24 protein-coding genes are annotated in these 26,588 nt (G+C 54.9%); 7 read left to right on the plus strand and 17 right to left on the minus strand.

Going from position 1 to position 26,588, the window contains the following annotated elements:
- On the minus strand, window positions 1-2,699 hold a 2,699-nt coding region (locus tag MED297_RS22610; protein WP_008044410.1), incomplete at its 3' end, for a S8 family serine peptidase.
- 426 nt (window positions 2,700-3,125) lie between these two features.
- Here MED297_RS22610 and MED297_RS09565 point away from each other — a divergent pair.
- Window positions 3,126-3,464, plus strand: a complete 339-nt coding sequence (locus MED297_RS09565) for a flagellar basal body P-ring protein FlgI (RefSeq protein WP_154650896.1) — start codon at window positions 3,126-3,128, stop codon at window positions 3,462-3,464.
- 17 nt (window positions 3,465-3,481) lie between these two features.
- On the opposite strand, the gene MED297_RS09570 is transcribed toward MED297_RS09565, so the two are convergent.
- The 9 genes from MED297_RS09570 to MED297_RS09610 all read right to left on the minus strand — a co-directional run bounded on the left by MED297_RS09570 (window position 3,482) and on the right by MED297_RS09610 (window position 14,616).
- Entirely contained in the window at window positions 3,482-4,720 is a 1,239-nt protein-coding gene (locus MED297_RS09570) for a 2-oxo acid dehydrogenase subunit E2 (protein ID WP_154650897.1), read from the minus strand.
- Window positions 4,721-4,746: 26 nt separating this feature from the next.
- Complete coding sequence (locus MED297_RS09575; RefSeq protein ID WP_008044413.1) at window positions 4,747-5,724, minus strand: alpha-ketoacid dehydrogenase subunit beta; 978 nt, start codon at window positions 5,722-5,724, stop codon at window positions 4,747-4,749.
- Window positions 5,721-6,890 carry a thiamine pyrophosphate-dependent dehydrogenase E1 component subunit alpha gene (locus MED297_RS09580; protein ID WP_008044414.1) on the minus strand — a complete coding sequence of 390 codons (1,170 nt, stop codon included), beginning with the start codon at window positions 6,888-6,890 and terminating at the stop codon, window positions 5,721-5,723. Before MED297_RS09580 ends, MED297_RS09575 begins: the two co-directional genes overlap by 4 nt.
- 109 nt (window positions 6,891-6,999) lie before the next feature.
- Window positions 7,000-7,902 (minus strand): hydroxymethylglutaryl-CoA lyase, encoded by a 903-nt coding sequence (locus MED297_RS09585; RefSeq protein WP_008044415.1) that lies wholly within the window; start codon window positions 7,900-7,902, stop codon window positions 7,000-7,002.
- Window positions 7,899-9,878 carry an acetyl/propionyl/methylcrotonyl-CoA carboxylase subunit alpha gene (locus tag MED297_RS09590; protein WP_008044416.1) on the minus strand — a complete coding sequence of 660 codons (1,980 nt, stop codon included), beginning with the start codon at window positions 9,876-9,878 and terminating at the stop codon, window positions 7,899-7,901. The genes MED297_RS09585 and MED297_RS09590 overlap by 4 nt, the downstream gene beginning before the upstream one ends.
- Complete coding sequence (locus tag MED297_RS09595) at window positions 9,875-10,666, minus strand: enoyl-CoA hydratase-related protein (protein ID WP_008044418.1); 792 nt, start codon at window positions 10,664-10,666, stop codon at window positions 9,875-9,877. Before MED297_RS09595 ends, MED297_RS09590 begins: the two co-directional genes overlap by 4 nt.
- A gap of 32 nt (window positions 10,667-10,698) precedes the next feature.
- Window positions 10,699-12,303 (minus strand): carboxyl transferase domain-containing protein, encoded by a 1,605-nt coding sequence (locus tag MED297_RS09600; protein WP_008044419.1) that lies wholly within the window; start codon window positions 12,301-12,303, stop codon window positions 10,699-10,701.
- A complete protein-coding gene (locus MED297_RS09605) occupies window positions 12,300-13,445 on the minus strand; it encodes an acyl-CoA dehydrogenase family protein (RefSeq protein WP_008044420.1) in 1,146 nt (381 codons plus the stop codon). Before MED297_RS09605 ends, MED297_RS09600 begins: the two co-directional genes overlap by 4 nt.
- 13 nt (window positions 13,446-13,458) lie before the next feature.
- On the minus strand, window positions 13,459-14,616 hold the full coding sequence (locus MED297_RS09610) for an isovaleryl-CoA dehydrogenase (RefSeq protein WP_008044422.1): 1,158 nt from the start codon (window positions 14,614-14,616) through the stop codon (window positions 13,459-13,461).
- A gap of 174 nt (window positions 14,617-14,790) precedes the next feature.
- Here MED297_RS09610 and MED297_RS09615 point away from each other — a divergent pair, with 174 nt between their 5' ends.
- Window positions 14,791-15,645, plus strand: a complete 855-nt coding sequence (locus MED297_RS09615; protein WP_050762899.1) for an MBL fold metallo-hydrolase — start codon at window positions 14,791-14,793, stop codon at window positions 15,643-15,645.
- Window positions 15,645-16,172, plus strand: coding sequence for a DUF6942 family protein (locus MED297_RS09620; RefSeq protein WP_008044425.1), 528 nt, complete (start codon window positions 15,645-15,647; stop codon window positions 16,170-16,172). The genes MED297_RS09615 and MED297_RS09620 overlap by 1 nt, the downstream gene beginning before the upstream one ends.
- Here the strand turns inward: MED297_RS09620 and MED297_RS09625 are convergent.
- Complete coding sequence (locus tag MED297_RS09625; protein ID WP_040556945.1) at window positions 16,145-16,708, minus strand: peroxiredoxin family protein; 564 nt, start codon at window positions 16,706-16,708, stop codon at window positions 16,145-16,147. The genes MED297_RS09620 and MED297_RS09625 overlap by 28 nt on opposite strands.
- 187 nt (window positions 16,709-16,895) lie before the next feature.
- Here MED297_RS09625 and MED297_RS09630 point away from each other — a divergent pair, with 187 nt between their 5' ends.
- Window positions 16,896-17,129: a DUF2789 family protein gene (locus MED297_RS09630; protein ID WP_008044429.1), complete on the plus strand. Its 234-nt coding sequence runs from the start codon at window positions 16,896-16,898 to the stop codon at window positions 17,127-17,129.
- Between the two features lie 18 nt (window positions 17,130-17,147).
- Here MED297_RS09630 and MED297_RS09635 read toward each other — a convergent pair whose 3' ends face one another.
- The 4 genes from MED297_RS09635 to MED297_RS09650 all read right to left on the minus strand — a co-directional run bounded on the left by MED297_RS09635 (window position 17,148) and on the right by MED297_RS09650 (window position 19,729).
- Complete coding sequence (locus MED297_RS09635; protein WP_008044431.1) at window positions 17,148-17,636, minus strand: N-acetylmuramoyl-L-alanine amidase; 489 nt, start codon at window positions 17,634-17,636, stop codon at window positions 17,148-17,150.
- Window positions 17,624-18,247 (minus strand): 3TM-type holin, encoded by a 624-nt coding sequence (locus MED297_RS09640; protein ID WP_008044433.1) that lies wholly within the window; start codon window positions 18,245-18,247, stop codon window positions 17,624-17,626. The genes MED297_RS09635 and MED297_RS09640 overlap by 13 nt, the downstream gene beginning before the upstream one ends.
- A 197-nt stretch (window positions 18,248-18,444) precedes the next feature.
- Window positions 18,445-19,368, minus strand: coding sequence for a Gfo/Idh/MocA family protein (locus MED297_RS09645; protein ID WP_008044434.1), 924 nt, complete (start codon window positions 19,366-19,368; stop codon window positions 18,445-18,447).
- A gap of 22 nt (window positions 19,369-19,390) precedes the next feature.
- Entirely contained in the window at window positions 19,391-19,729 is a 339-nt protein-coding gene (locus tag MED297_RS09650) for a hypothetical protein (RefSeq protein ID WP_040557113.1), read from the minus strand.
- A gap of 139 nt (window positions 19,730-19,868) precedes the next feature.
- On the opposite strand from MED297_RS09650, the gene MED297_RS09655 reads away from it, so the two are divergent.
- Window positions 19,869-21,476, plus strand: coding sequence for a methyl-accepting chemotaxis protein (locus MED297_RS09655; protein ID WP_008044438.1), 1,608 nt, complete (start codon window positions 19,869-19,871; stop codon window positions 21,474-21,476).
- An 8-nt stretch (window positions 21,477-21,484) separates the two neighbouring features.
- On the opposite strand, the gene MED297_RS09660 is transcribed toward MED297_RS09655, so the two are convergent.
- Window positions 21,485-21,964 carry an NYN domain-containing protein gene (locus MED297_RS09660; protein WP_008044440.1) on the minus strand — a complete coding sequence of 160 codons (480 nt, stop codon included), beginning with the start codon at window positions 21,962-21,964 and terminating at the stop codon, window positions 21,485-21,487.
- A gap of 263 nt (window positions 21,965-22,227) precedes the next feature.
- On the opposite strand from MED297_RS09660, the gene MED297_RS21250 reads away from it, so the two are divergent.
- Together MED297_RS21250 and MED297_RS21845 are read left to right on the plus strand one after the other, a co-directional pair.
- A complete protein-coding gene (locus MED297_RS21250; RefSeq protein WP_008044441.1) occupies window positions 22,228-24,468 on the plus strand; it encodes a hypothetical protein in 2,241 nt (746 codons plus the stop codon).
- A 152-nt stretch (window positions 24,469-24,620) separates the two neighbouring features.
- Complete coding sequence (locus tag MED297_RS21845) at window positions 24,621-25,046, plus strand: DUF1499 domain-containing protein (protein WP_154650898.1); 426 nt, start codon at window positions 24,621-24,623, stop codon at window positions 25,044-25,046.
- A gap of 490 nt (window positions 25,047-25,536) precedes the next feature.
- Here MED297_RS21845 and MED297_RS09680 read toward each other — a convergent pair whose 3' ends face one another.
- Window positions 25,537-26,583 carry a hypothetical protein gene (locus MED297_RS09680; RefSeq protein WP_154650899.1) on the minus strand — a complete coding sequence of 349 codons (1,047 nt, stop codon included), beginning with the start codon at window positions 26,581-26,583 and terminating at the stop codon, window positions 25,537-25,539.
- Between the last annotated feature and the right edge of the window lie 5 nt (window positions 26,584-26,588).

Here is a 26,588-nt window from a genome sequence, read left to right on the forward strand (position 1 = left end):
TCAGACGGTGCCAAGCCTGTCAGCTGTACGCTGGCATCGGTAATTTCGATCGTTTGCAGATCTGACAACGTTACGGTGTCGGCTTCCTGAGCCGCCGTGATGTCGATTGCTGCAGGCAGGTTAGACAGTGCTGACAAGGCAGCAACCGGGAAATGCACGTCTGGAACACCACGGGTCTTCGAACGTACAGGGACCTGATCAAACAGCCATTCGCCCACGTCCACTGAAGCAGCGCTTGCAACAAAGGTCAGTTCAACGCTTTCACCGGGTGCCAGAGCAAAGTGCTTCGGCGTGACCGTTACATTGTCAGTGGAGAGTGACTTCCAACGCGTGGTTTTGTCGCTTACGTTGGTTGCCACACGAGTCCAGCTACAGGTGACCACACAAGCCACGTCGCCAAGACCGGTCAGGTTCAGCGCCGCTGGATTGCCGCCGAAGAACGGATCGGCTGCCAGGAAGTTAGCCTGCGTTTCGTCCAACACCAGAGCAGCACGAGCCGCCGCTGGCAGGTCGATACGACCGGCACCAACGTCAAACGCATCCGCCTGAGTTACGCCGTCTTCTTTGGTATGGTTCAGGTCAGCCGTGGTCATCATGGCCGATTGAATCTGCATCGGCGTCCAATCTGGGTGCAATGACTTCAACAGAGCACCGGCGCCGGCAATGTGCGGGCTCGACATCGATGTACCCTGAATGATGTTGTAGTCCTGCTCGGCCTCAGAATAGTCTTCATAGTAAGCCGCGAAAATCGCGCGACCCGGCGCTGTGATGTTCGGTTTTACCACACTTGGCACCGATGGGTTGACGCCGCGTGAACTGAAGTACGCCAGAACGTCCGCATAGTCGTCCGCCAGTACGGTTTCAGTACCACTCAGTGAGCCACTCAAGCCACCGCTTGCCGCCATCCACTCGCGCAGCTGCTCAGCGTCGGTGTAGGTGATGTGCGTCGCCGGAATCACGTGAGTGTCCGCTTCCAGATAACCGGAGCCGTCGGGGCTGGTTGGCGGACGAGCCAGAATCAATGCACCGCCACCGTTGGCCTGAACATTGGCGCCTTTGGCAACACGGGCAATGGTGCCGGCGTCACACAGGACGATTTCGCCATTGAATGCCGAGGTGAACTCGCCTTCCAGACACTGAGCGTTGCCATAATCGGCGGCATCGACAATCGGTGCACTTTCAAACCCAGGTGCGATCGACTGACCGATGATGTCCGGATAGGTTTGACCATCATCACCCACCAGGCTTACCAGTGAGTTTTTGTAGAAATAGTTATGCGAGCTGGCGGCAACGGCTGTAATCCAGGGAGAATCCGCCGGGCTGCCCAGGGTTGCGAAGTCTGGTCCGCTGTTACCCGCCGAGGTGGCAACGAAGATACCGGCATCCATGGCTGACAGGAATGACAGTGCATCGTAGTCCGCCCAAGGATCGGAAGACCCACCACCAATGGAGTAGTTGATCACATCAACGCCATCGACAATGGCCTGTTCAATTGCGAACAGAATCGCGGCCAGGTAACACCCATCAGCACCACAGACTTTGTAGGAAATAACGTTTGAACGGGGTGACACACCGGCAATGGTTTTCGTCACTTCAAAACCGGTTGGTGCCGTCACGGTGGCATCGTAAACCAGGTTACCGGCTGACGTACCGCCGGTGTGAGAACCGTGGCCATCGATATCACGGGCACTGCCTTCGTCGATGTAAGGAACGCCCCAGGCGCCGATCAGTTTGTCGTTACAAGGGAAGTTCGGGTCAAAGACGTCGGAACGCTCATCACAGACACCGAAATACTGACCCTTCGGATTGGTGTGGCGATAGCCATCGCCAGCCACTTCGGCAAAAGAATCCGAAATCGGGTTAATACCGGTATCGATGATACCAACCACGATGCCTTCACCACGTGTTGGCTCCAGATCGTGAGACCCGGTCCAGATCTGCGGCGCACCGATCCATTGGAAACCACCTTCGTAATAACAACCGGCCATACCCAGTGTCGTTGCCAGCATGGCAAACACGGCTGAGTTGCGGTTTAGCCAGCCGCGACGATAAGCCACCAGGGCCAACAGGGTCAGCGCCAGCAACGCAAACGCGGTGATGGTCCAGACCTGAGTGGTGTTCTTATCGACCGGAATCGCAAAACCGTCGAGAGTTTCGGTTTTTTCCAGCTTGAACAGCTGATCTTTCACAATGCTTCGCAGACCGTCGATCTGCGCGACCTTCGCCGCTTCGGCTTTGGTCAGTTCAACAATCATGGCGTTGGTCGCGACCTGGAACTGATCGACCACAGTCACGTCACGGCCCAGTTCTCGGGACATCTGCTGCAGAAACTTTTCCTGCGTAGTCGCCAGATAGCCGCTGTAAGCACGAGCTTCGCTGCTGCGAACGTCCAGTTTGGACTGGCCTTCGGTACTGGTGGCGGCATAACCGTCGACACCGCCGCGATAGCGGGCAACCGACTCATCAACCAGCCCGACGATGTACCGCTCACGAGGCTCGATGGCAAAGCTGCGCATCATCATTTGCGGGGCAGCTGACGGTGTCAGCGTTTTTTCGATTTTTGGCCGTTCGGCCGTGTTTGACTTCTCAGTGACATTGCTCGCAAAGCTCGGTGTTGCCAGAGATACCGCACCCACGGTAACGGCAATCAGAGCAACGCGCGCAGGCAGTCGCTTAAGGTTTATCCTCAGTGGTTTCATACAAATACACCCTTGTGTTGGAGGAACTTTTTATAGTTTTTTTAGTTATGCAGCCCGGAAACGGCTGCAGACACAGGGACGGGTTCTGGGTACGGCGGGTGAGGTGAAGTCCTCTCTCAGAATTACCGACAACTCCCTCCGGGACTGGAGACAAGAAAACGGAATCGACGCAGTTGGTAACCGCAGTGCTTCCTTTCACCTGACTTGCGCCCGGCAATCCTTTTGTAGATTGTCAGCACAAGGTAAACAAGCGGAGGTAGGGATTCAAGCTGTGAGTTTTTACAGGTTGATCTTTTGTGATCCACCTCTCAATCGGCGTACGAACGCTTGGCAAACCTCCGGTTTCGGGCAAAAAAACCGACGGTTCGACCGAAAGCTTATTCATCCACTACACTGCTTCTGAACCGACAGATTTATGCATTCGCTATGAAACGATTCAAAGTCCCTACCGTGTTTATGACGGCGGCAATATTGATCATTTTGGCAGCCAGCACCAACGCTGAACCCCTTTCCTCCTACTCTCAGGTCAGAGAAGTAACGGCCGAAGAACCGGCGCCTCCGGAGCGATTGGATGACTACATTCGGTTGGATCTTTATCAACCGGACTATCAGACCGCCAACCAGATTCGGCAAGCCATTGAGGACTGGTTAGGACCGGACATGGTGATCGTGCCCGACCAGAAAAGTGTTTGGGTACAGGCGCCCAGAAACCCGACGGATCGCGTCACTTTTCTGGCCGCCCTGCTTGCGTTGGATATCGACTAACGTCTGTCGGTGTCGTCTTAAACCAGCGACAGCAGCATCTGAGATGGTTGTTCCAACAGGCGTTTCCATTCGTTATTAAAGCGCGCAATGGTACCGCCATCCAAGACCCGATGATCACCGGACCAACTGACATTAAGCACTTCCCGTAGCCCGATGCTACCATCCGGCAAGCCACGGGGCAGCGATTGGATACGGCCAATACCAACTATGGCGACTTCCGGCTTATTAATGATCGGTGTCGTGACCGTACCGCCAATCGCTCCGATATTCGAAATGGTAATGGTGCCACCTTTCATATCGTCGGGAGACAAACGTCCGGCCCGCCCGGCTTCGGTCAAGCGGCGAACTTCCGCAGCGACCTCACTGAGCGAACGACGATTCACCGCTTTGATGTTCGGGACCAACAACCCCATAGGCGAGTCCACTGCCATGCCGATGTTGTGGTCACGATGTTGCAAAATGGTATCGCCGGTTTCATTCATGTGGCTGTTAACGATGGGAAACTGAGTCAATGCGACTGACAGCGATTTGATAAAGAACGCCATCAACGTCAACCGAACATCATCCGGACTGAGACTGTCATTCAGTTCACGACGCAGAGCATTACACGCCGTGATGTCGATCTCTTCGGCGTAGGTGAAATGCGGAATGGTGCTGACCGATTTCTGCATTTGTTCCGCCATTACCGCGCGGATGCCCTTCAACGGAATTTCTTCGATTGCCTGACCGGAAACAGGCTGTGTTTTAGCACTGGTGTTTGCTGCAGAAGGTTCGCCGTCGAGATAGTTCAGCATGTCTTCTTTCAGGACTCTTCCGGACGGTCCCGTGCCGGAAACTTCGGCAATGTTCACGTCATTCTCTCGGGCAATACGGCGAACCGCCGGGGTCGCCAGAACTTTCCGGTGCGTCTCATCGCTGGGTGCAACAGACTGAGAGACATGCTCAACTTTTGAGGGCTTTGCTTCCGGAGCCGAGTCTGGAACATCCCGGGCCGGAGATGATTCCTCTGGCCCCTCACCGGCAATTTCCATTTGAAACAGCGGCGCGTGAACCTTGGCGATTTCACCTTCTTCGACATAAAACTTTTCAACCCGGCCGGCGTGTTTCGCAGGAATCTGCACCAGCGCCTTATCGGTTTGAACGTCCGCTACGGGCTGATCTTCTTCAACCTGATCGCCAACCGACACCAGCCATTCAACCAGCTCACATTCGACAATACCTTCACCGATATCCGGCAGAATAAAATCTTCTTTCATTGTTTTGTTCTCCGTCACGTCGGCATTCAATAATGAATACTTCGTTTAATGGCTTCATACACCTTGGTGGCGTCCGGCATGTATTCTGTTTCGTGCGCCAGCGGATACGGCACGTCCAGACCACAGACGCGCATAATGGGCGACTCCAGACTCAGAAACGCCTCTTCCTGAACGGTGGCGGCAATTTCGGCACCAAAACCGTTGGTCAACGGGGCTTCGTGTGAAATCAGCAAACGTCCGGTTTTTTGTACTGAACTGACCACGGTCTCAATGTCCCACGGCAGAATGCTGCGCAAATCGATGACTTCACAATCGATGCCGTCTTTGTCGGCCTTTTCAGCGGCGTCACTGATGATTTCCATCTGCGCGCCCCAGGCCAGCAGCGTAATGTCCGACCCTTCACGGACCACATCGGCCTTTCCGATCGGCAGTTCGTAGTCTTCTTCGGGCACATCGCCGACTGATGCCCGATAAAGACGTTTTGGTTCAAAGAAAATAACCGGGTTCTCGTCTCGGATGGACGCCAGCAGCAGACCCTTCGCCTGATGCGGATTGCGTGGTACAACAATTTTCAATCCGGGTGTGTGGGCGAAGTAAGCTTCCGGGCTCTGCGAATGATAGTGCCCACCCTTGATGCCGCCGCCGTAGGGTGTGCGGATCGTCAATCCACCGACATCGAACTCGTTGCCGCTGCGATAACGGAACTTAGCCGTCTCATTCACAATCTGATCAAAAGCCGGAAAGATGTAATCACCAAACTGAATTTCAGCGACCGGTTTGTGTCCCTGCGACGCCAAACCGTTGGCAAAACCAATGATGCCCTGCTCGACCAGTGGTGTATTGAAGCAACGGGCACGGCCGTACTTTTCCTGTAGATGACTGGTGGCCCGGAACACGCCGCCAAAAAAGCCGACGTCTTCGCCAAAGCACACGACCTTGTCGTCTTTTTCCATGGCGATATCGAGCGCATTGTTGATCGCCTGCAACAGATTCATCTGACTCATGCGTCCAACCTCCCTGCCGTTTTCGGATAGTTATCCGGGTATTGCCGGATGTGTTGTTTCAACTCACTCAACTGTTTACGGAGCTGATCCGACGGCTGGTCGTAGACATCTTCGATCAGATGATCGAGGGTTGGGACAGGGCGTTTCTCGGCCGCTTTCATCTGCGACAGAATGTCTTCCCGGTACTCGGCGTAGAGTGCTTTTTCTTTGTCGTCATCCCACCAACCCTGCTTCGTCAGCCAATGCTTGTAACGCAGCACCGGGTCTTTTTTCGCCCACTTGGCTTCTTCGTCTTTGGAGCGGTAGCCGGTAGGGTCATCGGACGTTGAATGCGCACCCAGCCGATACGACATGGCTTCGATCAGTACCGGCGCGTTGTTTTCGAGTGCATAGTCACGAGCGATGCGTGTGGCCTCATACATCGCCAGCAGGTCATTACCGTCTACTCGAATGGTCTTGATGCCATAACCGATACCACGGCTGGCAACGCCGTCACCTTTAAACTGTTCATCGGCGGGAGTGGAAATCGCATAGCCATTATTACGGCATAAAAACAGCGTCGGGCAGTTGAGTACGGCCGCCATGTTTACGCCGGCATGAAAGTCGCCTTCGCTGGCTGCGCCTTCACCAAAATAACAGATGGTCACGGCATCCAGACCGGCGAGTTTCTGGCCATATGCATAGCCGGCCGCTTGCGGAATCTGTGTCGCCAACGGAGATGAGATGGTCATGTAGTTCAGGGCTTTCGATCCGTAATGGATCGGCATTTGCCGGCCCTTGCCGAGATCCAGTTCATTTGAAAAGCACTGGTCCATGAACTGCTGCGCCGTAAATCCGCGCAATCTTAACGCGCCCTGTTCACGATACTGGGCAAAGATCATATCGTGGTCACTCAACGCCGCCGCCGAACCGACCGACGCAGCTTCTTCACCAAGCGAGGCAAGATAAAAAGGAATGCGGCCCTGACGCTGAGCATTGATCATGCGCTCGTCCAACACCCGGGTGAACACCAGGTCCTGATACACTTTCACTGCAAAGTCTTCGCTGAAGTCAGGTGCGCTGGCGCCCTGATAAAGGGTGCCGTCTTGTTTCAACAGTTTGAATGTCGGAATGGAGAGCAGGTTCTCATCCATCAGTTCCGGCTTGTGAACAGTCGACTGGCTCATAAGTCTTCGTCCGTTTTGTTGTTATTAGAAAATTCTGACTGGCCTTCATCATAGTCAGGCCAGCCGAGTCATGACCAGCTAAGCTCATCAGTTGCCATCACGGCAACTGTCAGCTCAGCTTGCCAGATAACGCTCGATTGACGCGCGAAGGAACGGGTTTGTTCAACTGCGAGAACAACCACTGACCGGTCTCTACCAGTCGCTCCAGGTCCACCCCACAGTCAAGCCCTTCACCGCGTAAAAAATAGGCGACATCTTCGGTGGCCACATTGCCACTGGCGCCTTGTGCATAGGGGCAGCCGCCTGCGCCGCCGATGCTGGAATCGATGGTTCGCAAACCGAGATCCAGCCCTTTGCGCAGGTTGGCGATGGCCATGCCATAGGTATCGTGACAATGCATCGCCAGCCAGGACGCCGGAAACTCCTTCAGTAACGCGGTGAGCACCCGTTCGATCGAGGCGGGCGTACCGACGCCGATGGTGTCGCCGAGGGATACTTCATAGCAGCCCAGCTCAAACAGGCGCCGAACCACCGGCACCACCTGTTCCGGTTGAATAACTCCCTCATAGGGGCAACCAACCAGACAGCTGACGTAGCCGCGAACACGAACGTGCGCAGCTTTCGCCTGTTCGCAAACCACAGCAAATCGATCCAGACTTTCCGCAATACTGCAGTTGATATTCTTCTGACTGAACGTTTCACTGGCCGCACCGAACACCGCCACCTCTTTCGCGCCCGCCGCTATCGCTGCCTCCAGCCCTTTTAAGTTCGGGGTCAACACCGGAAAACTGACGGCTTCTGTGCTCGGTAACGCCTGCAACACCTGATCGCTGTCCGCCATCTGCGGCACCCATTTGGGCGACACAAAAGCACCGGCTTCGATGCGCGTTAATCCACAGTCCATCAGCCGACGGATAAGCTCGACGCGACCCTTGACCGATAAGGTGGTTGATTCGTTTTGCAGGCCATCGCGGGCACCAACTTCAACAATACTGACGCGTTCGCGACTCATGCATTTTCCTCCGCATCCGCAGTGGCCGTAATGTCGTATAGCAAATCGCCCTCACCGATCTGATCACCGACCTGCCAACTCATATCCGAGAGGACACCGTCGACATCGGCCATTAAGGTGGTTTCCATTTTCATCGCTTCATAGGACAGCAACTTGTCGCCGACCCGGACGTGATCGCCGGGCTGTTTATAAAGCGCGGTCACCGTTCCGGGCAACGCGGCCACTTCACGCCCGCTGACATCGACGTCATGATCGTGCGCTTTCTCAGCCCGCCACCAGGTTTGCACAAGCGGTTGATGCCCGTCGTCCAGCCAGACACTGTCATCGGTGACATAAACGGCCCAGCGATACAAACGCCCTTTCGACTGAGCAGACAGCTCACCCAGGGAATCGCCGGTTGGCTGATAGCTCACCTGTTCCAAATGCAACCCACCTTCAGGCAGGTCAATCTGCCAATTGCGGCCGGTTCGCACGACCTCGATGCGGGTCTGCTCGCTCAAAGCATAGGTCCATCGGCGCTGGCCATTCATGCGCCACCCACGATGCCGCGTGAAGGCATCGTCAGCCGGCTGATGACACTGATGAAGGACCGCCGCGAGTGCGGCCCAACCCGCCTGCTCGGGCACATTTGGTGCTGAAAAGCGCTGCTCTTGTTCATCCAGCCAACGCGTGTGAACGGTCATGTTCTGCACTTCGGGTTGTTCAATCAGATGGCGCAGGAAGCCCAGATTGGTCGTTAACCCGAAACAGCGGGTCTGCGCCAAAACCTGGCGCATTTTCAGCAGCGCCGCTTCCCGGTTATCGGCATGGACGATCACCTTAGCCAACATGGGATCGTAGAAACTGGACACGTCCGTCTGTTCATAAACGCCGCTGTCGATCCGGATACCGTCACCCTGAGGAAAGGTCAGTTGATGAATATGCCCGACCATCGGTAAAAAGTTTTGCGCAGGGTCTTCAGCGTAAAAGCGGGCTTCGATGGCGTGACCGATCGGTTCGACCGGGCGAATGGGCGGCAGTGTTTCACCCCGTGCGATGTTCAGCTGCCAGGCCACCAAGTCCTGACCGGTGATGCACTCAGTCACCGGATGTTCAACCTGCAGTCGGGTGTTCATTTCCAGGAAATAAAACTCCCCTTCGGTTGAGAGAATGAACTCAACGGTACCGGCCCCTTCGTAGCCGATTTCCCGGGCGGTGGTCTCTGCGGCTAACCACATCTGTTCGCGCAAAGATTGCGATAGGTTTGGAGCCGGTGCTTCTTCGAGCACTTTCTGATGCCGTCGCTGCACCGAACAGTCCCGCTCAAAGAGGCTAACGACGTTGCCGTGCTGATCCGCCAGAATCTGCACTTCAATGTGGCGTGGCTGCACCAGAAATTTTTCCAGTAACAAACGGTCATCACCGAACGAGTTTTCGGCTTCCCGTCGCGCCGACTGCAACGCATCGCTCAACTCCGCTTCCGACTCGGCGACTTTCATACCTTTGCCACCGCCACCGGCGGATGCTTTCACCAGCAACGGAAAACCAATGGTCAGTGCTTCTGCGGTCAAGGTGGCATCGGATTGATCGTCACCGTGATACCCGGGAATCATCGGCACCCCTTTGGGTTCCAGGGTTTGCTTGGCCCGTGCTTTGGACGCCATCGCTTTCATCGCATCCACGGGCGGGCCGACCCAGGTCCAACCGGCGGCCATGACCCGCTCGGCAAATTCCGCGTTCTCAGATAAAAACCCGTAACCGGGGTGCACGGCATCGGCGCCGGTTGTCGTCATCGCGGCCAGAATTTTGTCCTGATCCAGATAGGTTTTCGCAACGGGGCCGTCACCAAGACAAACGGCTGTGTCCGCCAGATCCACGTGCGGGGCATGACGGTCCGTTTCTGAGAACACCGCCACGGTTCGTAAGCCCTGTTGTTTGGCCGTACGGATCACGCGAACGGCTATTTCACCGCGATTGGCAATCAGTAATGTTTTCATTGATTGTCATCCTCAGTTTCAACCCAGGCCGCCGCGCGTTTTTCCAAAAAGGCGCGAATGCCTTCCTGACCTTCAGCACCAATGCGTTGGTTGGCAATTCGCCAAGCCAGATTTTCCATAAGCTCGTCATTCAGCGGACGCTCGGAAACGTCGTGAAGCAGTTTTTTTATTTTCCGGTGAGAGTCTGGGCCGCCCTGCTTTAAGGCATCGCAGAAATCATGAATCAGCGTGTCGATGCGTTCCCATGGCGCAACCTCATGTACCAACCCCAATTGCAACGCGGTCACTGCATCGAAACGTTCACCAGTCAGCATGTAGCGCCGGGCCTGACGCCGGCCAATGGCGTTGACCACAAAGGGGGATATGGTCGCCGGCGTCAGACCCAATCGCGTTTCTGACAGCGCAAACATGGCATTATCCTGTGCAATGGCAATATCCGCGCAAGCGGTTAAGCCGACGCCGCCACCCATGACAGCTCCTTGCACCACCGCAATGACCGGCTTTCGGCAGAAGTTCAGTGTGGTCATCAGCTCTGCAAGGGCTTTGGCATCGTTGACGTTGGTCTCCATGGATTCAGATTTCATCGACAACATCCAGTTCAGGTCCGCACCGGCACTGAAGTGGTTACCTTCGCCACGTAAAACGACGACCCGCACGTCATCCGACTGATGAGCCTTTAAAACAGCCTGCGTGAGCGTCCCGATCAGTTCCGCGTTTAGCGCATTGCGAACCTCAGGACGGTTTAACGTCAGAGTTAATATGCTGTTATTCAGTGTCTGTTTGAGCATTGTCGTCTCTCTTATCACACGGGAGATAGCCATCACATTCGGAACACGCCATAGCGGGTGTCTTCGCTATGACCATTGGCACAAACCGTCAGCGCCAGACTGAGGATGGTTCGGGTCTGCGCCGGATCGATAATGCCATCGTCCCAAAGCCGTCCGGTGGAATAGTAAGGATTGCCCTGGGTTTCATACTGGTCTCGCACCGGAGCTTTGAAAGCTTCGGCATCTTCAGCTGTCCAGTCTTCACCTTGCGCCTGTTTCTGTTCGCCTTTCACCGTGGCTAACACCGTGGCCGCCTGCTCACCGCCCATGACTGAAATGCGCGCGTTTGGCCACATCCATAAAAACCGGGGGTCGTAAGCACGGCCACACATACCGTAGTTGCCGGCGCCAAAACTGCCACCGATGACCACGGTCAGTTTCGGAACCTTGGCACAAGCGACAGCAGTCACCAGTTTGGCACCGTCTTTTGCAATACCCGCGTTCTCATATTTTTTACCCACCATGAAGCCGGTGATGTTCTGCAGGAACAACAGCGGAATGCCGCGCTGATTACACAGTTGTATGAAGTGCGCGCCCTTTTGTGCCGACTCGGAAAACAGAATGCCGTTGTTGGCTAAAATGCCGACCGGCTGCCCTTCGATGTGCGCAAAGCCGGTAACCAAGGTCTTACCATAATTGGCTTTGAACTCATCAAGCACGGAATCGTCCACCAGCCTGGCAATGATGTCGCGGACATCAAATGGCGTCTTCAGATCTTCGGGAATCAGTCCGTAAAGATCCTCCACCGGATAACGCGGCGGCTTGAAAGCTGTGTTCGTCGGTGATGCCTGTGTCAGATTAAGATGCGCGACGATCTGCCGGGTTTGTACCAACGCGTGATCGTCGTTGTCGGCCAGATAATCGGCCACCCCAGAGGTGTGCGTGTGTACAACGCCGCCACCCAACTCTTCCGCGGTCACCTCTTCGCCGGTCGCTGCTTTCACCAAAGGCGGACCACCCAGAAAAATGGTGCCCTGATCGCGCACGATCACACTCTGATCGCACATGGCGGGCACATAGGCACCGCCGGCGGTACAGGAACCCATCACCACGGCAATCTGAGGAATGCCCTGTGCGGACAGATTGGCCTGGTTGAAAAAAATGCGTCCGAAATGCTCGCGGTCGGGAAAGACTTCATCCTGCATCGGCAGAAACGCACCGCCACTGTCGACGAGGTAAATACAGGGTAAGCGATTTTCCAGCGCGATCTGCTGTGCCCGAAGGTGTTTTTTTACCGTCATCGGATAATAGGTTCCGCCTTTGACGGTAGCGTCATTGGCGACGATCAAACAGTGCACCCCACTGATCTGACCAATGCCGGCGACGACCCCGGCGGAAGGCACGGCATCGTCGTACAGTCCACTGGCTGCCAATGCGGAAATTTCCAGAAACGGTGACCCGGAATCGAGCAATCGTTCAATCCGCTCACGGGGCAAACGCTTACCCCGGGCCAGATGCTTTTCGCGCGCCCGGGAACCCCCGCCCTGATACACGGCGGCTAAACGGTCGTTCAACTCATCGACTAACGCGCGGTTGAAGCGATCGCGCTGCGCAAACTCTTCACTGCGGGTGTTGACCTGACTGTGGATGACGCTCATGAGAATCGTCCTTCTATGTCGCGGGCGATGATCATCTTCTGAATGTCGCTGGTGCCTTCATAAATCCGCGCGACGCGGACATCGCGGTAGATCTGTTCAATTGGGAAATCAGTCAGATAACCATAACCACCGAGGGTCTGCATGGCGTCGGAGACCACCTTCTCTGCCATGTCACTGGCAAACAGTTTTGCCATCGCCGCTTCCCGCAGGGCGGGCAAACCCGCATCTTTACGGCGGGCGGCATTCCACACCAGCTGACGAGCGGCTTCGATTTGCGTGTCCATGTCCGCCAACCGAAACGCCACCGCCTGATGGTCCATCAGCCGGGTACCGAACGACTCACGTTCCTGTGCGTAACTGGCCGCGACATCGAACGCGGCCTGTGCCATACCCACACATTGCGCAGCAATGCCAATGCGACCGCCTTCCAGATTACCGAGCGCGATGGCATAACCCTGCCCTTCTGCGCCCAACAGGGCATCTTCCGGCAACTCAATGTCCTTAAAGACCAACTGCGCGGTATCGGATGCTCGCTGACCCATTTTTGATTCAACGACGGGCACTTCAAATCCTGGCAGATGCGCCGGCACCAGAAAGGCACTCAGCCCCTTTTTGCCTTTGTCCGGATCGGTCACGGCAAAGACAATGGCGAGATCGGCAATCGCACCGTTGGTAATAAACTGCTTGGTGCCGTTAAGTCGCCAACCGGTTGAGGTGCGGACAGCGCGGGTTTTTAAAGCTGCAGCGTCAGATCCGGCATGCGGTTCGGTCAGGCAGAAAGCGCCCAGTTTTTCGCCGTTGGCCAGCGCCGGTAACCATTGTGTTTTCTGTGCTTCAGAGCCATAGGCTGCTATCGGTGAACACACCACGGAGTTCATCACCGAGGTGATCGTCGACAAGGCGCCATCACCCTGCGCAATCTCTTCCACAACCAGAGCGAGCGACAAATAGCCGGCCTCGCTGCCCCCGTAGGCTTCGGGTACGGTTAACCCATAAAACCCGGTTTCGCCCAGCTGTTTGATGATATCAATGGGATGCTCCGCTGAACGGTCCCATTTGGCCGAGTTCGGTTTCAGTTCGTTTTGGGCAAAGTCGCGCGCGGCATCGCGCATCATCACCTGAATATCGTTGAGTTCCGACATAGTGACTCCTCACTTACCCTTCGTTGAACAGCTCGCGCCCGATCAGCATGCGACGGATTTCACTGGTTCCGGCACCGATTTCATAAAGCTTGGCATCGCGCAGCAAGCGCCCGGTGGCGTACTCGTTGATGTAGCCGTTCCCACCGAGCAGTTGAATGGCGTCCAACGCCACCTGAGTGGCTTTTTCGGCAGCATACAAAATCGCCCCGGCGGCATCTTTACGCGTGGTTTCACCGCGGTCACAGGCGGCGGCTACGGCGTAAACATAAGCACGTGAGGCATTCAGATTGGTGTACATATCGGCCAGTTTGCCCTGTACCAATTGAAACTCACCGATGGCCTGACCAAACTGTTTGCGCTCATGAACATAGGGCAACACGATGTCCATCGCTGCCTGCATGATGCCGAGCGGCCCGGCTGAGAGCACCACACGTTCGTAATCGAGCCCGCTCATGAGAATCTTGACGCCATCGCCCTCTTTGCCCATGAGGTTTTCTTTCGGCACCTTGCAGTCTTCAAACACCAGCTCGCAGGTATTGCTGCCGCGCATGCCGAGTTTGTCGAGCTTCTGAGCCGTCTTGAAACCGGGAAAGTCTTTTTCGATCAGGAAACAGGAGATGCCGCGCTTACCGCCATTCGGGTCGGTCTTGGCATAGACCACCAGTACGTCGGCATCGGGGCCGTTGGTGATCCACATCTTGTTGCCGTTAAGCAGGTAATGATCGCCCTTGTCTTCGGCTTTCAGCTTCATGCTGACCACGTCCGAACCGGCACCGGGCTCACTCATGGCCAGCGCGCCGACATGCTCACCGGAGATCAGCTTAGGCAGATATTTGGCTTTCTGCTCCGCGCTAGCGTTCTTGCGGATCTGATTCACACAGAGGTTGGAATGCGCGCCATAGCTCAAACCGACAGAGGCCGACGCCCGGCTGATCTCTTCCATCGCCACCGCATGGGCAGCGTAACCCAGTCCGGAGCCGCCCAGCTCTTCCTCAACGGTGATACCGAGTAGGCCCAGCTCACCCATGGCAGGCCACAGATCGCGGGGAAACGCATTGGTCAAATCGATTTCTTCGGCTCGTGGCGCAATTTCTTTTTGCGCAAATGCCCGAACCGCATCGCGCAGAGCGTCCAGGGTATCCCCCAGACCAAAATTCAGGGAGTGCATCATGTGTCAGCCTGTTTTTGTCTTTGTTATGGGTGTCAGAGGCTAAGTGACGTTGACGTAAACGTCAACTATGGCAATTTTCGAACTTGTCATTGTTTTTGTACAGTCACCCGGACATTTACAAACCGCCTGCTGAGCGTAGATGATAGGAGGTTTTCAGACGACATCAGGTATCCCATGGCCCGGCAAAGCGCGCAAATGCAGACTCAGGTAGTCCTTCTCGGCACCGGCACTCCCAACCCAGACCCCTTACGCATGGGGCCCTGCACTGCTATTACCGTGGGTGATCGGGCGTACATTATCGATTGTGGACCGGGGCTGGTGCGCCGGGCCCAACAGGCTTACGAACAAGGTATCAATGCGCTGAAGGTCTCGAACCTGGATCGTTTGTTTCTGACCCATCTGCATTCTGATCACACCATCGGTTTGCCCGATATCATTTTCACCCCCTGGGTCATGGGGCGCGAAAAGCCGCTTCAGGTCTACGGCCCGAAAGGTACTCAACACCTGGTCGACCATGTCAACAAAGCCTACAGCGCCGATATTCACGCTCGAACCTGTGGGCTCGAACCGATCAACCTGACCGGCGGGCGTGCTGAAGCGACGGAGTTTTCTGAGGGGCGATGTTATGAAGACGATCGCGTTCAGGTGGACGCCTTCGGGGTCAATCATGGCAAGGGCTGGGAGCCGTTTGGATTCAAGTTCACCACGCCGGATCGCACTATCGTCGTATCGGGCGATACCTCACCCTGCCCAGAGGTCTATGATCTGTGGCAGGGTTGCGACGTTCTGGTGCACGAAGTGTACTCGCAAAAAGGCTTTGATCGCCGCGAGCCGGATTGGCAGAAATACCACAGCGCCATGCACACGTCCGGACTACAGCTTGGTGAGATTGCCGCTCAGGTGCAGCCGGGGAAACTGGTGATGACCCACCTGTTATTGTGGGGCGCAACCGAAAACGATCTGATGGACGAAGTTCGTCAACACTTCGATGGAGACGTCGTCTGCGGTCAGGATCTGGGCGTCTATTGATGCGCGACTATCTCGGTGAACCACAGGCCACACTGACCGTTTGCGTCGAGCATCAACCACGGTGGCCGGAGCCGGCGTTTGCATCCGGTCGGTCAACGCTTTTTCCGGGTGAACTGGCCATACTCGTCGGCGCGAACTCCAACCACTGGCGTAAGATATTCAATGTCTATGCAAAGCTGCTCTGCGCGCTGAAGCCAGACGCCGCAACCGACTGGCGTGCGCTTCGGGATCAGCAACTGTTTCAGCCCGGCCAGCAACATGGCTTACGTATGGGCTCGATCGTTGCCGAGAACATTAACGAGAACACTGGACTGACCCTCATCGCCGGAAAACAGTATGCCGACGCGTTAGGCCTGCTGAGCCAGGCCACCAGCCTGGCGCCGGGCATTTTCGTGCATGATCATGCAAACTGCCTGATCACGCCTTATTTCGACTATCGGGCCTTGTCCGATGCCAGCATCGCGCGCCTTGCTCAGATCATGACAGAACGCTGGTCAGATCAGACTGCGCTCGTGTTAGCGACCTGAGCGTCACGGCCAATAAAAGCATCAACACGCTCTAGCGGAATGTGATCACTGGTATTGCGACCGTACCAACAATCCTGAATGTGGCCTTTTGTGTCGATCAGAAAATCGGCCGGCACCAAGGTGACATGAGGATTCGGTCTGGGACGTCCACCCTTAACCATACCCCGGATGATCCTCGGCATTTTAAACAGCAAGGCTTTCCACAGTGCCTTTCCGCTTTTTTCAACGCCGTACTGGTTATAGATATCCAGGTTTGAATCAGCAATCAAACGAAACGGTCGGGGGTAGCGCGCCACGTGCTCGCGTACTTCTTCGGCGGTGGAACTGAACACGGCAATCACTTCCACGCCACGCGCTTTCCAGGCCCGATAGCGATGGGTCAGTTCGTATACCCGAAAGTTACAGAAAGGACAGGCGGCGTCGCGGAAAAAACACAACATCACCTTTTTTCCGGCGAAGTCCGTCAACCTCACGGTCTCTCCATAGATGTCTTGTGCTTCAAAAGTCTGAGCCGGGGCCGGTGGGGTAAGTCTCATAAATACAGGATCACATTACTGAAATTGAACCCGATGATACGCTGACAGCATCGGTTCGGACCAGTCATTGAGCACCGACAACACTTTCCCTTTCGGCGACTTGTCGTACCCAACACCTTGATTTTCGCCTGACCCGATCCAACATACACTGACAAGTGATCGTTTTTTAAAGCAAGGAGATCCATCCATGCAAGCAAACTTCCAATCACTGCGTGCCCTGTTCGGACAGCTGGGTCTGCCGGACGACGACACCACCATTGCCCAGTTTATTGAGAAAAACCGAATCAACGATCCGGACACCCCGCTTGAAAGCCTGTCGGTGTGGAGCGAATCGCAGAAACAGTTTTTACTCGAAGCCCGCTCTCTCGATGCGGAATGGGCCGAACCAGTTGACGAGTTGGATGCACTGCTGCACCAGTAAACCCGTCCGACCCTGCGCTCAGGCGACGTCCTTCGGTAAGCGTTGATAGCGTTCAATCCGCTCACGATAAAGCGCCAAGTTGTTGCGAATATCGTCGGTCACCAACCCGGAACACAGTGGCTTTTTCGGGTCCAGATCGGAATGCTGACACACGTCGATTTGTCCAAACTGCTCTTCCAGTTCAAACAGACACTGGATCAGCGCGATGCGCTGTCGCTGGGTAAATGATCCGCTGTTGCCAATCAAACAAACGCCGACCGAACCACGATTGAAAGACCGAACATGAGCGCCGGTTTCATGGCCGGCCACCACGGGGTCATCATCCAACGGACGACCCGTTTCAATGTGGCCGTTAAACCGCCGATTATAAACGCCGGATGCCAGCCAGCCATTCAGGATGACGTAATGGTATCCGATCCCACTCCAGCCGCGTTCCAGATGCCATTTGGCAACCAACGCCGCATTGCCGAAACCGGAGGCTGAACAGTGCACAACTACTTTGACCATGTGAACGCATCCTCGATCGATTTCAGCTGATCCTGAACTTTCTGCTTACCGGAGCCCGTCGCCAGTTCTGTCAGTCGGGACACCTTGCCACGCTTCTCAGCCGAGCGGCCGGCTGCATATACGCCAACCACCCCGCCCCAGACCCACATGAAGCTGCCGAAAACCTCGCTGGAACTGGTGACAATGTACTCCGGCGAACCCAACAAACTGAGCACCGTAATCCGCAACCCGAGCAGTTCAAGCAGGATGAAAAACAGTCCGGCATAGACCACCATCGGGCGGGCGCGCTTAGTGAATTTATCGTCCTGTTTGAGTTCCGCCAACACGACGTCTTTGGAGTTGTTCAGGTGTTGCCGGTAGGTATCTTCCATCTGGCGTTCGCGCTGATGCACCAGCTTTTCAATTTCCAGTCGGAAATTCTGCTCGCTACTGACCAGCTGCTGGTTCATTTCCGCCAATCGCAGTTTCAACTCGGCACGGAAACGATCGCTGTCTTCTTTTGAGCGAAACTTTTCTTCGTTGGTGTAGATGTACTCATCAACGGTTTCTTCGATGCTGCTGATCACCGAAGCACCTTTGCCGCTGATGAAGTTCCAGATCTCTTTAAACATAGGATGTCCTTATCCGTGCACAGCGGTGTGCAACCTCCTGGCACAGAGAATCAGTTTGAATAGTACGAGGAACAGCACTGACGCCTCAGGAAACGCCTTGTAGACAGCTAAACAAACAGGGCTTTTTCACCTTATCTGACATCTGTGGCAGGTCAAGTGGTCATTTGTTGAGCATTTCTGCTCGATTTGAGGCTCTGTTAAGGCTGCAACCGGTCGAGCAGTGCCTGCAGCATGCGATGCGTGCCCAGATTGCGCTCGATGGCAGTGGTGGTCATAGGGTGCGTTCGGGCCGCGATGGTCAGCCAATCGGCGATCATGGCGTCAAACCCTTTAGCCGCCAACATCGGAGTCCAGTCAGCCAGCGCAAAAGGCCGTGAGCGATTGCCAGACAGATGAATGCCCTGTTGGAACCCGTCAAACACCCAGCTTTCATTGATGGCCTCAACAACGATGCGCTCCCGGGTTTGGCCAGCCTGTCGATTCATGACCGCTTCAATCACCCGATCCTGTTCCTGCCAGCTGACACGGATCGACGCTAACGCCTGTCCATCAAACCGAGCGTGGACCTGAACGTCGTCCAACGAGCCGCGACCGTAAAGATTAACGCTGTCCAGCGGATGGATGAAATCATCAAACAAAAAGGCCTTCACCGCGCCGGGCTGTTGATATCGGTTCTTCTCCCATCGAATGCCGGTCAACCCAGTTCCCTGGCCTACCTGTAAGCCCGGTATCTGCTCATTCAGCAGCGGCAAATGACGGCGATTGAAACCCACATACAAAGGCACATTCCGGCGCTGAGCCAGGTCGTAGAGCTGTTCACAAGTCGCGTAGGAATCGGCCAAAGGCTTATCGACAAAAACCGCACACCCCTGTTGAAGAAAGTACTCAGCCATCGGTGCATGAACGGCCGTGGCGGCATGAATCATCACCGCATCGATGCCAAAGGCCATCAACTCATGATAATCCGTACAGGTGTCAGTCACCCGATACTGCTGAGCGACTGCCTGCAAGACCGCTTCGGATCGGGTGCACAACACCAGCTCAACGCCCGGCCAGGTGCTGAGCAGTGGTAGATAAGCCTTGCGGGCAATATCGCCCAGACCGATCAACGCGATTTTCATCAGTGCCCCCTTTGCCGTGTTATCAGGATGATCGGCCTGACTGAAAATAGCCGACAATCCAGTCGATCAAGACCGTTTCAGTTAACGCCGATAAATCTATCGATTCAAAGGTCGGACCCGGGTCCTCTGTGCGATAGCCGAACTGGTAGCGAACCTCGTCCGGTTGCTGATCGTGCAGAATCAACAACAGACGTTTGTCCGTTTTCAGGCAATCGATGGTAATCGCATCGGCCGGAATATCCGCCGAGCGCATTTGCCGATTCACGCCCACCACCGGGTTAATATCCGCATAGTCGGACTGAATCCGGCGGTGCGCCAGAGTAATGCAGTCGGACAGTTGTTCCAGCGGAGTTGATGACATAAACGCTCCCGTCAACGGAATGGATAAGTTCAATTGCGGACGACTGTACCATATCCCAATGGTCGATACCGGCACTCAAGACCCATCCGATTTCGCCGCTATACTCAATGGAGGGGCAGGCTAGAGACAGGATTCAAACATGAACTGGCAGAATTTTCAGACGCGTTTCTACGTGGCCCTGGCGATCATCGCGCTGGTCACGGCGACCGTATCTATCGTTGTATCCTCCCGCGAGACACGCACCCTGACCGAAGACATGGTAGAGAACAACCTCTGGCGCAGCGCCGAAAACTATTTCGATGCCATTAACACCCTGATGATCAGCGGCTTAATGCCAAACCGGTCAATCCTTCAACAAAAGCTCCTCTCCCACGATGAGATTCTGGAGGCTCGGGTTATCCGCAGCCCGATTGTGAATGAGCTGTACGGACCGGGCATTGACGGACAGGCCGCCGCGGATGACCTCGACAAACGTGCGTTGGCGGGTGAACAGTTTTCCGTGATTGAAGAAACTGATAGCGGACGTGCATTAACCGTCCTGATGCCCGTGATCGCTCTGAGCGACTATTCTGGCACCAACTGCTTAACCTGCCATGCCAACGCGCAGGAAGGTGAGGTGTTAGGGGTGGTTCGGTTGACCGAGGACCTCAGCCGTATTGATCAGGACGTCAACAATGGCGTCAGGGTTGCGGCTTACTTTCAACTGAGCATCTTGCTGATCAGCTTTTTAATTCTGCTTCTGTTCACGCGTCACACTATCATCCGTCGGTTACTGAAGCTGAGGGAAGATCTCAGCGACGTCACAGCACAGATGGATTTTACCCGGAACTTCGACCATCAGCGTCAGGATGAAATCGGACATGTCTATCAGTCTGTTGCCCAGCTCATGGCAGCCGTTCGAAGTAGTCTGACGACCGTGACCCGTTCCGCTACGACCGTACTCTCGGTGTCGCGACAGGTGCGTGAAGGGGCCGAATCGACCGAAGCCGCGGTGAATGACCAGAAACAAGGCACCGAGTCCGTCGCCGCCGCCGTCAACCAAATGGACGCCAGTGCCAGCGACGTAAGGCAACGCACACAAAGTGCGGCAGAGGAATCGTCCAAGGCCAACCAACTGACGGAACAGAGCATTCACCTCTCGGATGAAACCCAGACCGGCCTGAGTGAACTGGTAAAAGACGTTCAACAGTCGGCGGATGTCATTCACCGCCTTGATGAACGCACTCAGTCAGTCAATACCATTCTGGAGTCCATTGGCGAGATTGCCGATCAAACCAATCTGCTGGCCCTGAATGCTGCCATTGAAGCGGCACGTGCCGGAGAACAGGGGAGAGGATTTGCGGTGGTCGCCGATGAAGTACGGGCACTCGCAACCCGAACCCACGACAGTACCGAAGACATCAAAGCCACCTTGACCGCGCTGAAGTCCGAGACCACTCAAGCCGTCGACGCCATGACGCATTCGACAGAACAGGCCAGTCGCCTCGGCGATGACGTCCGCCGGCTGATTGCGCATCTGCACGACATTGCCACACAGGTACGGGACATTGAAACGTTAAATACCCAGATCGCCGATGCCACCCAACAACAGAACATCGCGGCCGATGAGATCAATCAGAATGCGTCGCGAATCCGCGACAATGCCGATCATTCCGAAACGCTGGCATTATCTTCAAAACAGTACAGCGAAGCGCTGGTGCACGCGGCTGAAGAGTTGGAAGCGGCCATTCGGTGTTTTAAAATCTGACGAAACGATTAGCCCGGCAGAAGCAGGGAATCATCTATCGGAATGAACGCATCCGCCGCGTCCATCAGACTTTTCGCTGTCAATGATGGCACGCCATACACCTCGACACGTCGGTCCAGATCGTTGCGCAGCTTATCAACCAGAATGGTGAAGTCGCCATCGCCGGTCACCAACACAACCGTATCGGCAAGCTGAGCAGCGTCCAGCGCATCAATAGTAATACCAACATCCCAATCGCCTTTGGCAGAACCATCCGCGCGTTGAATAAAAGGCTTCAACTTTACGTTAAACCCAATCGCACGCAGTATGTTCTGAAACTGTTTCTGCTTCTCATCGCCACGATCCACCGCGTACGCATTGGCCAGAACAATCGTGCCCTGCTCCGATACCTGTGCCCAAAACCGGTTGTAATCAAAATTACGCCGGAAGGCATGTCGTGTGGTGTAGTAAACGTTTTGCACATCCACCAATATGGCAACGGCTGTCATGCGAACAAACTCCCCTCGGCTACACCGGCTACTAACTGAATCTTTGGCACCGCATAAACCAGACCGGGTGACTCAAAAAAATCGATCCGGCCTGATCCTTTAGATCTATGTCTAAAAAAACTTTTGCGCCATCTCTAAAAAAATCAAACCGTTACATTTCTCTGCATCTGAACCGACTCATTTCCACAGAGCCCATCTAGCTTAATCAGAGCATTGCACTGGGAGCTGACGTGTAATGCTGACCCAATAATAAGGAGCTTAACATGAAACGATGGAAACCCCGTAAAGAGAGAGACCTGCGCCGGACGCGAGACAACGCACTGGCCTGGGTAGCGGCGTTGAGTTTATCGGCACTGAGCCAGGCTGCCGATGTCGCCGTTGACAGTGACAAAGATGGCATTGCCGATGCTATCGACAACTGCGTTAAACACAGCAATCCGATACAACTTGATGCCGACGCTGATGGCTTTGGCAACCGGTGTGATGCCGATTTCAACAACAGTGGTCGCGTCGACAAACAGGATCGACAGTTTTTACTGACCCGGCTGGAAAGTCGTGACCCGCTCACCGATTTGGATGAGGACGGAGTCACTACCAAAGCCGATCTGGAGTTGCTCGATCGTCTGATGGAACAACCACCCGGACCGCGAGGCTTTACCGTGAACGACAGTTTCCGGCTGGCCCCACCCCCAATGACGCAACCGCAATTATTCGCCTTAAATGAGCCTCGAGAGAATGGCAGTAATGCGGCATTGATTACCGATTTCCGCGACGTTGAAGGGCTCAAAGACGTCGTGCCGATCAACTTCGGTGGGCAGACCATTGCGCTCAATGACCTGGGCATCCTGCCCGATCTGAAAGCCGGCGATGGCCAGTTCTCGGCCTTCCTGAACTTCGACTTTAAAGCGCAGCAATCGGTTGAGCATCTCTTTGAAAAACGACTGGCCGAGTTCGAAGCCAACACCATCCAGTTGTTTTCCGGACGCAGTGTTTCTGATCTGCGTGAGTTCAAACCCATCCCACACGACATCAACCCGGAACCGATCAAGCTGCCAGACGGGACGGTACTCAGACCGTTCATTCCGGACTTCGATTTCACGCTGACGCTACCGATTGCGCACGATGCGACGCGCAGCCTGATGGTGAACGATCTGAACGTCGTGGCCGATCCAAGCCGCACTTTCGACCCTTGTGATGTTGACGGCGATGGCAGCCTGGGTAACGTCAATGGCGCCTGGTCGTTCAAACGCCTGATGACCGAAATGGCGAACACGTCAAACACCGGCATCACCGCGCAGGAGTTTACCCATAATTGGATCCTCAACTGGATGAGCACACAGACGGTGAACACATTCGACATCCTGCCCAAAGCGGCGATGGCGAACTTCTTTGATGGTTGGGACGGTGTCAATCCATCCACGTTAGATATGAACAACTTACCGTTCCGACTGCTGGCTATCGTCAACCGCATCGACTTATCTTCCACCAACCCTTACGGAAGCTCGGGCGAACCCGGCGAAATTCGCTTTGTCTTTGGTTTGGTCGATACCGACAGTCCGTCATGCACGTCAGGCAATACCGGCGCCACCCGGGCTATGACCGTCATCTTTGAATACGGCGATGTGTCCAGTCTGTGCACGGCGGTAAAATCCCGTGCTAACCAGTGGCTGGACCTGTCCACACTGGCGGTCGGCTCGCCTGCTTACAATGACGCATTACAAACCATCACCGACGATGTCACGCTGGCCAATGCCGTACCCGGCAAACCCAACGGCAGTGCCTTGAACCAACTGCGCACAAACGAAATCGCCCTGGGCTTTCCGTGGCAGCTGCGCGAGTTCCGCATTGATGCCGGCTCGGCCAGTTTGGCATCGGATACTCTCAAACAAACGCCCGATCCGGCTCAGTTCCGGTCGGCCAGTTTGACCACGAAGGACTATATGGAAACCGAAGGCGATGCCATATCGTGTGAATCTCATACGGTACCGCTCACCTTTGCAGGCGATCCTTTCCTTGGGGCATCGGCTGACTATGGTTTCGGCACCATCTGGACGGCACATCCAACCACCAACGTGGTTCCCGGCAGTGGCTTCTGTACCGAAATGCCCGCAGCGGGAACGCCTACGGCAACCGGCACGGTTCGTCACAAACTGTCGTTGAACACCTGTGATGATTGCCACGCCGGCGAAACGCAGACGCCGTTCACTCACGTCAGTCCGAACAGTGCACCGGCGACGTTATCGGGCTTTTTGACCGGCACCATGGTGCCCGACCCGGTCGGCGAACCGGTGACTCGGGAGTTTGACGATCTCGCTCGCCGCGGTCAGATACTCGAGGATCTGGCCGTGAAAAGCTGTCGCAGTGGTGTCTTCACACCAACACCATTCGATCCGATCGTTCACTTCCCGCCCATCGAACCGGAGTTCGACTTCCGGGCTCCCGAGTTCGATCCGGAACGTGTCGACTTCAGTCGATTGCAACAACGCAGTAATGCGGTTCACTGATCGCGATCCAGGCCCGTCCAACGGACGGGCCACTCCTGTTATTCCAAACCAAGGTTATCCACGTCCATCACCCGTCCGGGATTGCACAGTGGTACACTCACGATTCCTCCTTTATTAAGAGTGGTTTGCGAATGCGACATCTGATGTTAATCATGACCGTGATCCTAAGTGGTTGCGCAGCCACCTACCCGATACCAGAGGCGGGAACCGAGTTCACGCTGGACCGATGCCCTCCTCTGTTAAACTGCGTCTCAAGCGAGTCCTCCCTGGCGCTCTATCGGGTCGACCCGATTCAGCTAACAGAACCGTTGAACGAAACCAACTGGCAGGCCATTGCAGCCATTGCGTCTGAGTTGCCAGGCGCCAACGTAACTAAGTCTCGCTTTGGCTACCTCAGAGTAACCTGTTACAGCACCGTCTTTAAGTTTCCGGATTATCTGGAGATTTTGATCAATGAAGACCAGACCGAGCTCGCCGTGCGTTCTCAATCGCAATTTGGGTTGTATGATTTGAATGTCAATCGACAACGGGTGGGGCTGTTGCGAAACCAATTGATGGACCGTGGATTAGCGGAATAACGAGTGTTTGCAGTTTGAGTTTAGAGTGAACATTGAAGGGTAAACCGCCGTCAGCACGAAAAACAAAGAAGCGATGACGGCCTTAATGGCTCACTCATGACACAAAATGCGCGATCACCAAACCAACCTGAACCAAAATGATAACGACGGGCACGACAACTGAACTGTGCATGGTTAAAACCCTCTCCCGGATATTGGACGACGCTTTTTACTTCATTTGGCAGTCTTTGGATCTCGATCTTAAAAGCATTTTTTATGGTCGACGGAAAACTTTACATGGATGGTGATCAAAATGCTCAGCGACAGCCGGATTCCAATTCAAAACTCAATTCAAATTGAAAAGTTCGGAAGACTGGCAGTCAAAAGCGAAGACATATTAGAACTCTCTGTTTCACACCTGACAGATTTCCGGCGATCACAGGGTTTCGATTTAAATCGACAGTCCAACTCGCCCTTTGTTGGCTTGATACCGCCTTCGTCAGCCTGAGGCTTAAGAGTGATCGGGGTGTACCCAAACCTGCCGGTCCGGGTGATAAATCAGTTCGGAAAATAAAGACTGAAACCGGCTTTCAATGTTTTGAACATCGGTATAGCGGGCGATGGTCTCCTCCACAAACAGGCCACGAGCTTGAAGCTCGGCCAGTGCTGCCGGTGCTTCTGCAACGCCATAACGGTAGGCCAGCCGGATCCGTTCTACATAGCCGGTGCCGGATGCCATCACCTCCGGGTAGTCGTCGGCTTTATGAACCTGCCACATTTGTTGAGCGAGCGAGGCCATATCGTCTCGCCCCTGTTCGGCCAGCGCATTAAAAAAGATTTCCGGTTCCCGTGAGTGAATCGCCAAGTCAATCAGTTCGTCACGATGACCCCAATAATCCGTCTGCGCAGTGGCCGCAACAACAGACGCGGGGACTGAAATCCGATCGCTGCCGGCAAACTGATCAAAGACCTCGACGAACAGTTCCGGCTGCTGAATATGCAACTGGTTGTCGTACGCCAGGTTAATCAAATGACGGTTGCGGATATGAAAGCGCTCGGCAAGCAGATAAACATTCGACGGGTTGATCTGAGAACGCAACACAGCCTGAACATAGTGGTCATCTTCTTCAACAGCAGCCAAATCGACAAAGGCCGTTGGGTCCTCGTAGAACCATAGAATCATCGCTTCAATGACCCGCGGCTCGTCAGCGCGAATCCCCCACAACACACCCGGGTCGTTCGTATTTTCTGCACCATCCAAATCGTAATTAAACTCGGAGCGAAGCAATTGCAGGCGGGCATTTTCTGTCGGTGAACCGTCCGGTCGCCCGGGCGCGTCGATGACAATCGTTTCAGATACTGCATCAGGATCCGGTTCCATAGAAAAGTCTGGCTCCGGCAAGCTTGAGTCACGTTGCGCTAACGACAAATCACGCGTGGCTTCCTCAGACATCTCCAAAGACGGCTGAACACGAAGGTACCATAGGAAGCGTAGGCTCTCGTAGGCGATCATGACGGCCATGACCACTGCGGTGCCCGCCCAGAATCGACGTTTCACTGCGT

The sequence above is a fragment of the Reinekea blandensis MED297 genome (assembly GCF_000153185.1).
GTDB lineage: Bacteria > Pseudomonadota > Gammaproteobacteria > Pseudomonadales > Natronospirillaceae > Reinekea > Reinekea blandensis.

Bases quoted from the DNA above. Each gene is read 5' to 3' on its own strand.
- MED297_RS09565 (WP_154650896.1), top strand. From the start codon at position 3,126: ATGAAACGATTCAAAGTCCCTACCGTGTTTATGACGGCGGCAATATTG.
- MED297_RS09570 (WP_154650897.1), bottom strand. From the start codon at position 4,720: ATGAAAGAAGATTTTATTCTGCCGGATATCGGTGAAGGTATTGTCGAA.
- MED297_RS09575 (WP_008044413.1), bottom strand. From the start codon at position 5,724: ATGAGTCAGATGAATCTGTTGCAGGCGATCAACAATGCGCTCGATATC.
- MED297_RS09580 (WP_008044414.1), bottom strand. From the start codon at position 6,890: ATGAGCCAGTCGACTGTTCACAAGCCGGAACTGATGGATGAGAACCTG.
- MED297_RS09585 (WP_008044415.1), bottom strand. From the start codon at position 7,902: ATGAGTCGCGAACGCGTCAGTATTGTTGAAGTTGGTGCCCGCGATGGC.
- MED297_RS09590 (WP_008044416.1), bottom strand. From the start codon at position 9,878: ATGAAAACATTACTGATTGCCAATCGCGGTGAAATAGCCGTTCGCGTG.
- MED297_RS09595 (WP_008044418.1), bottom strand. From the start codon at position 10,666: ATGCTCAAACAGACACTGAATAACAGCATATTAACTCTGACGTTAAAC.
- MED297_RS09600 (WP_008044419.1), bottom strand. From the start codon at position 12,303: ATGAGCGTCATCCACAGTCAGGTCAACACCCGCAGTGAAGAGTTTGCG.
- MED297_RS09605 (WP_008044420.1), bottom strand. From the start codon at position 13,445: ATGTCGGAACTCAACGATATTCAGGTGATGATGCGCGATGCCGCGCGC.
- MED297_RS09610 (WP_008044422.1), bottom strand. From the start codon at position 14,616: ATGATGCACTCCCTGAATTTTGGTCTGGGGGATACCCTGGACGCTCTG.
- MED297_RS09615 (WP_050762899.1), top strand. From the start codon at position 14,791: ATGGCCCGGCAAAGCGCGCAAATGCAGACTCAGGTAGTCCTTCTCGGC.
- MED297_RS09620 (WP_008044425.1), top strand. From the start codon at position 15,645: ATGCGCGACTATCTCGGTGAACCACAGGCCACACTGACCGTTTGCGTC.
- MED297_RS09625 (WP_040556945.1), bottom strand. From the start codon at position 16,708: ATGAGACTTACCCCACCGGCCCCGGCTCAGACTTTTGAAGCACAAGAC.
- MED297_RS09630 (WP_008044429.1), top strand. From the start codon at position 16,896: ATGCAAGCAAACTTCCAATCACTGCGTGCCCTGTTCGGACAGCTGGGT.
- MED297_RS09635 (WP_008044431.1), bottom strand. From the start codon at position 17,636: ATGGTCAAAGTAGTTGTGCACTGTTCAGCCTCCGGTTTCGGCAATGCG.
- MED297_RS09640 (WP_008044433.1), bottom strand. From the start codon at position 18,247: ATGTTTAAAGAGATCTGGAACTTCATCAGCGGCAAAGGTGCTTCGGTG.
- MED297_RS09645 (WP_008044434.1), bottom strand. From the start codon at position 19,368: ATGAAAATCGCGTTGATCGGTCTGGGCGATATTGCCCGCAAGGCTTAT.
- MED297_RS09650 (WP_040557113.1), bottom strand. From the start codon at position 19,729: ATGTCATCAACTCCGCTGGAACAACTGTCCGACTGCATTACTCTGGCG.
- MED297_RS09655 (WP_008044438.1), top strand. From the start codon at position 19,869: ATGAACTGGCAGAATTTTCAGACGCGTTTCTACGTGGCCCTGGCGATC.
- MED297_RS09660 (WP_008044440.1), bottom strand. From the start codon at position 21,964: ATGACAGCCGTTGCCATATTGGTGGATGTGCAAAACGTTTACTACACC.
- MED297_RS21250 (WP_008044441.1), top strand. From the start codon at position 22,228: ATGAAACGATGGAAACCCCGTAAAGAGAGAGACCTGCGCCGGACGCGA.
- MED297_RS21845 (WP_154650898.1), top strand. From the start codon at position 24,621: ATGACCGTGATCCTAAGTGGTTGCGCAGCCACCTACCCGATACCAGAG.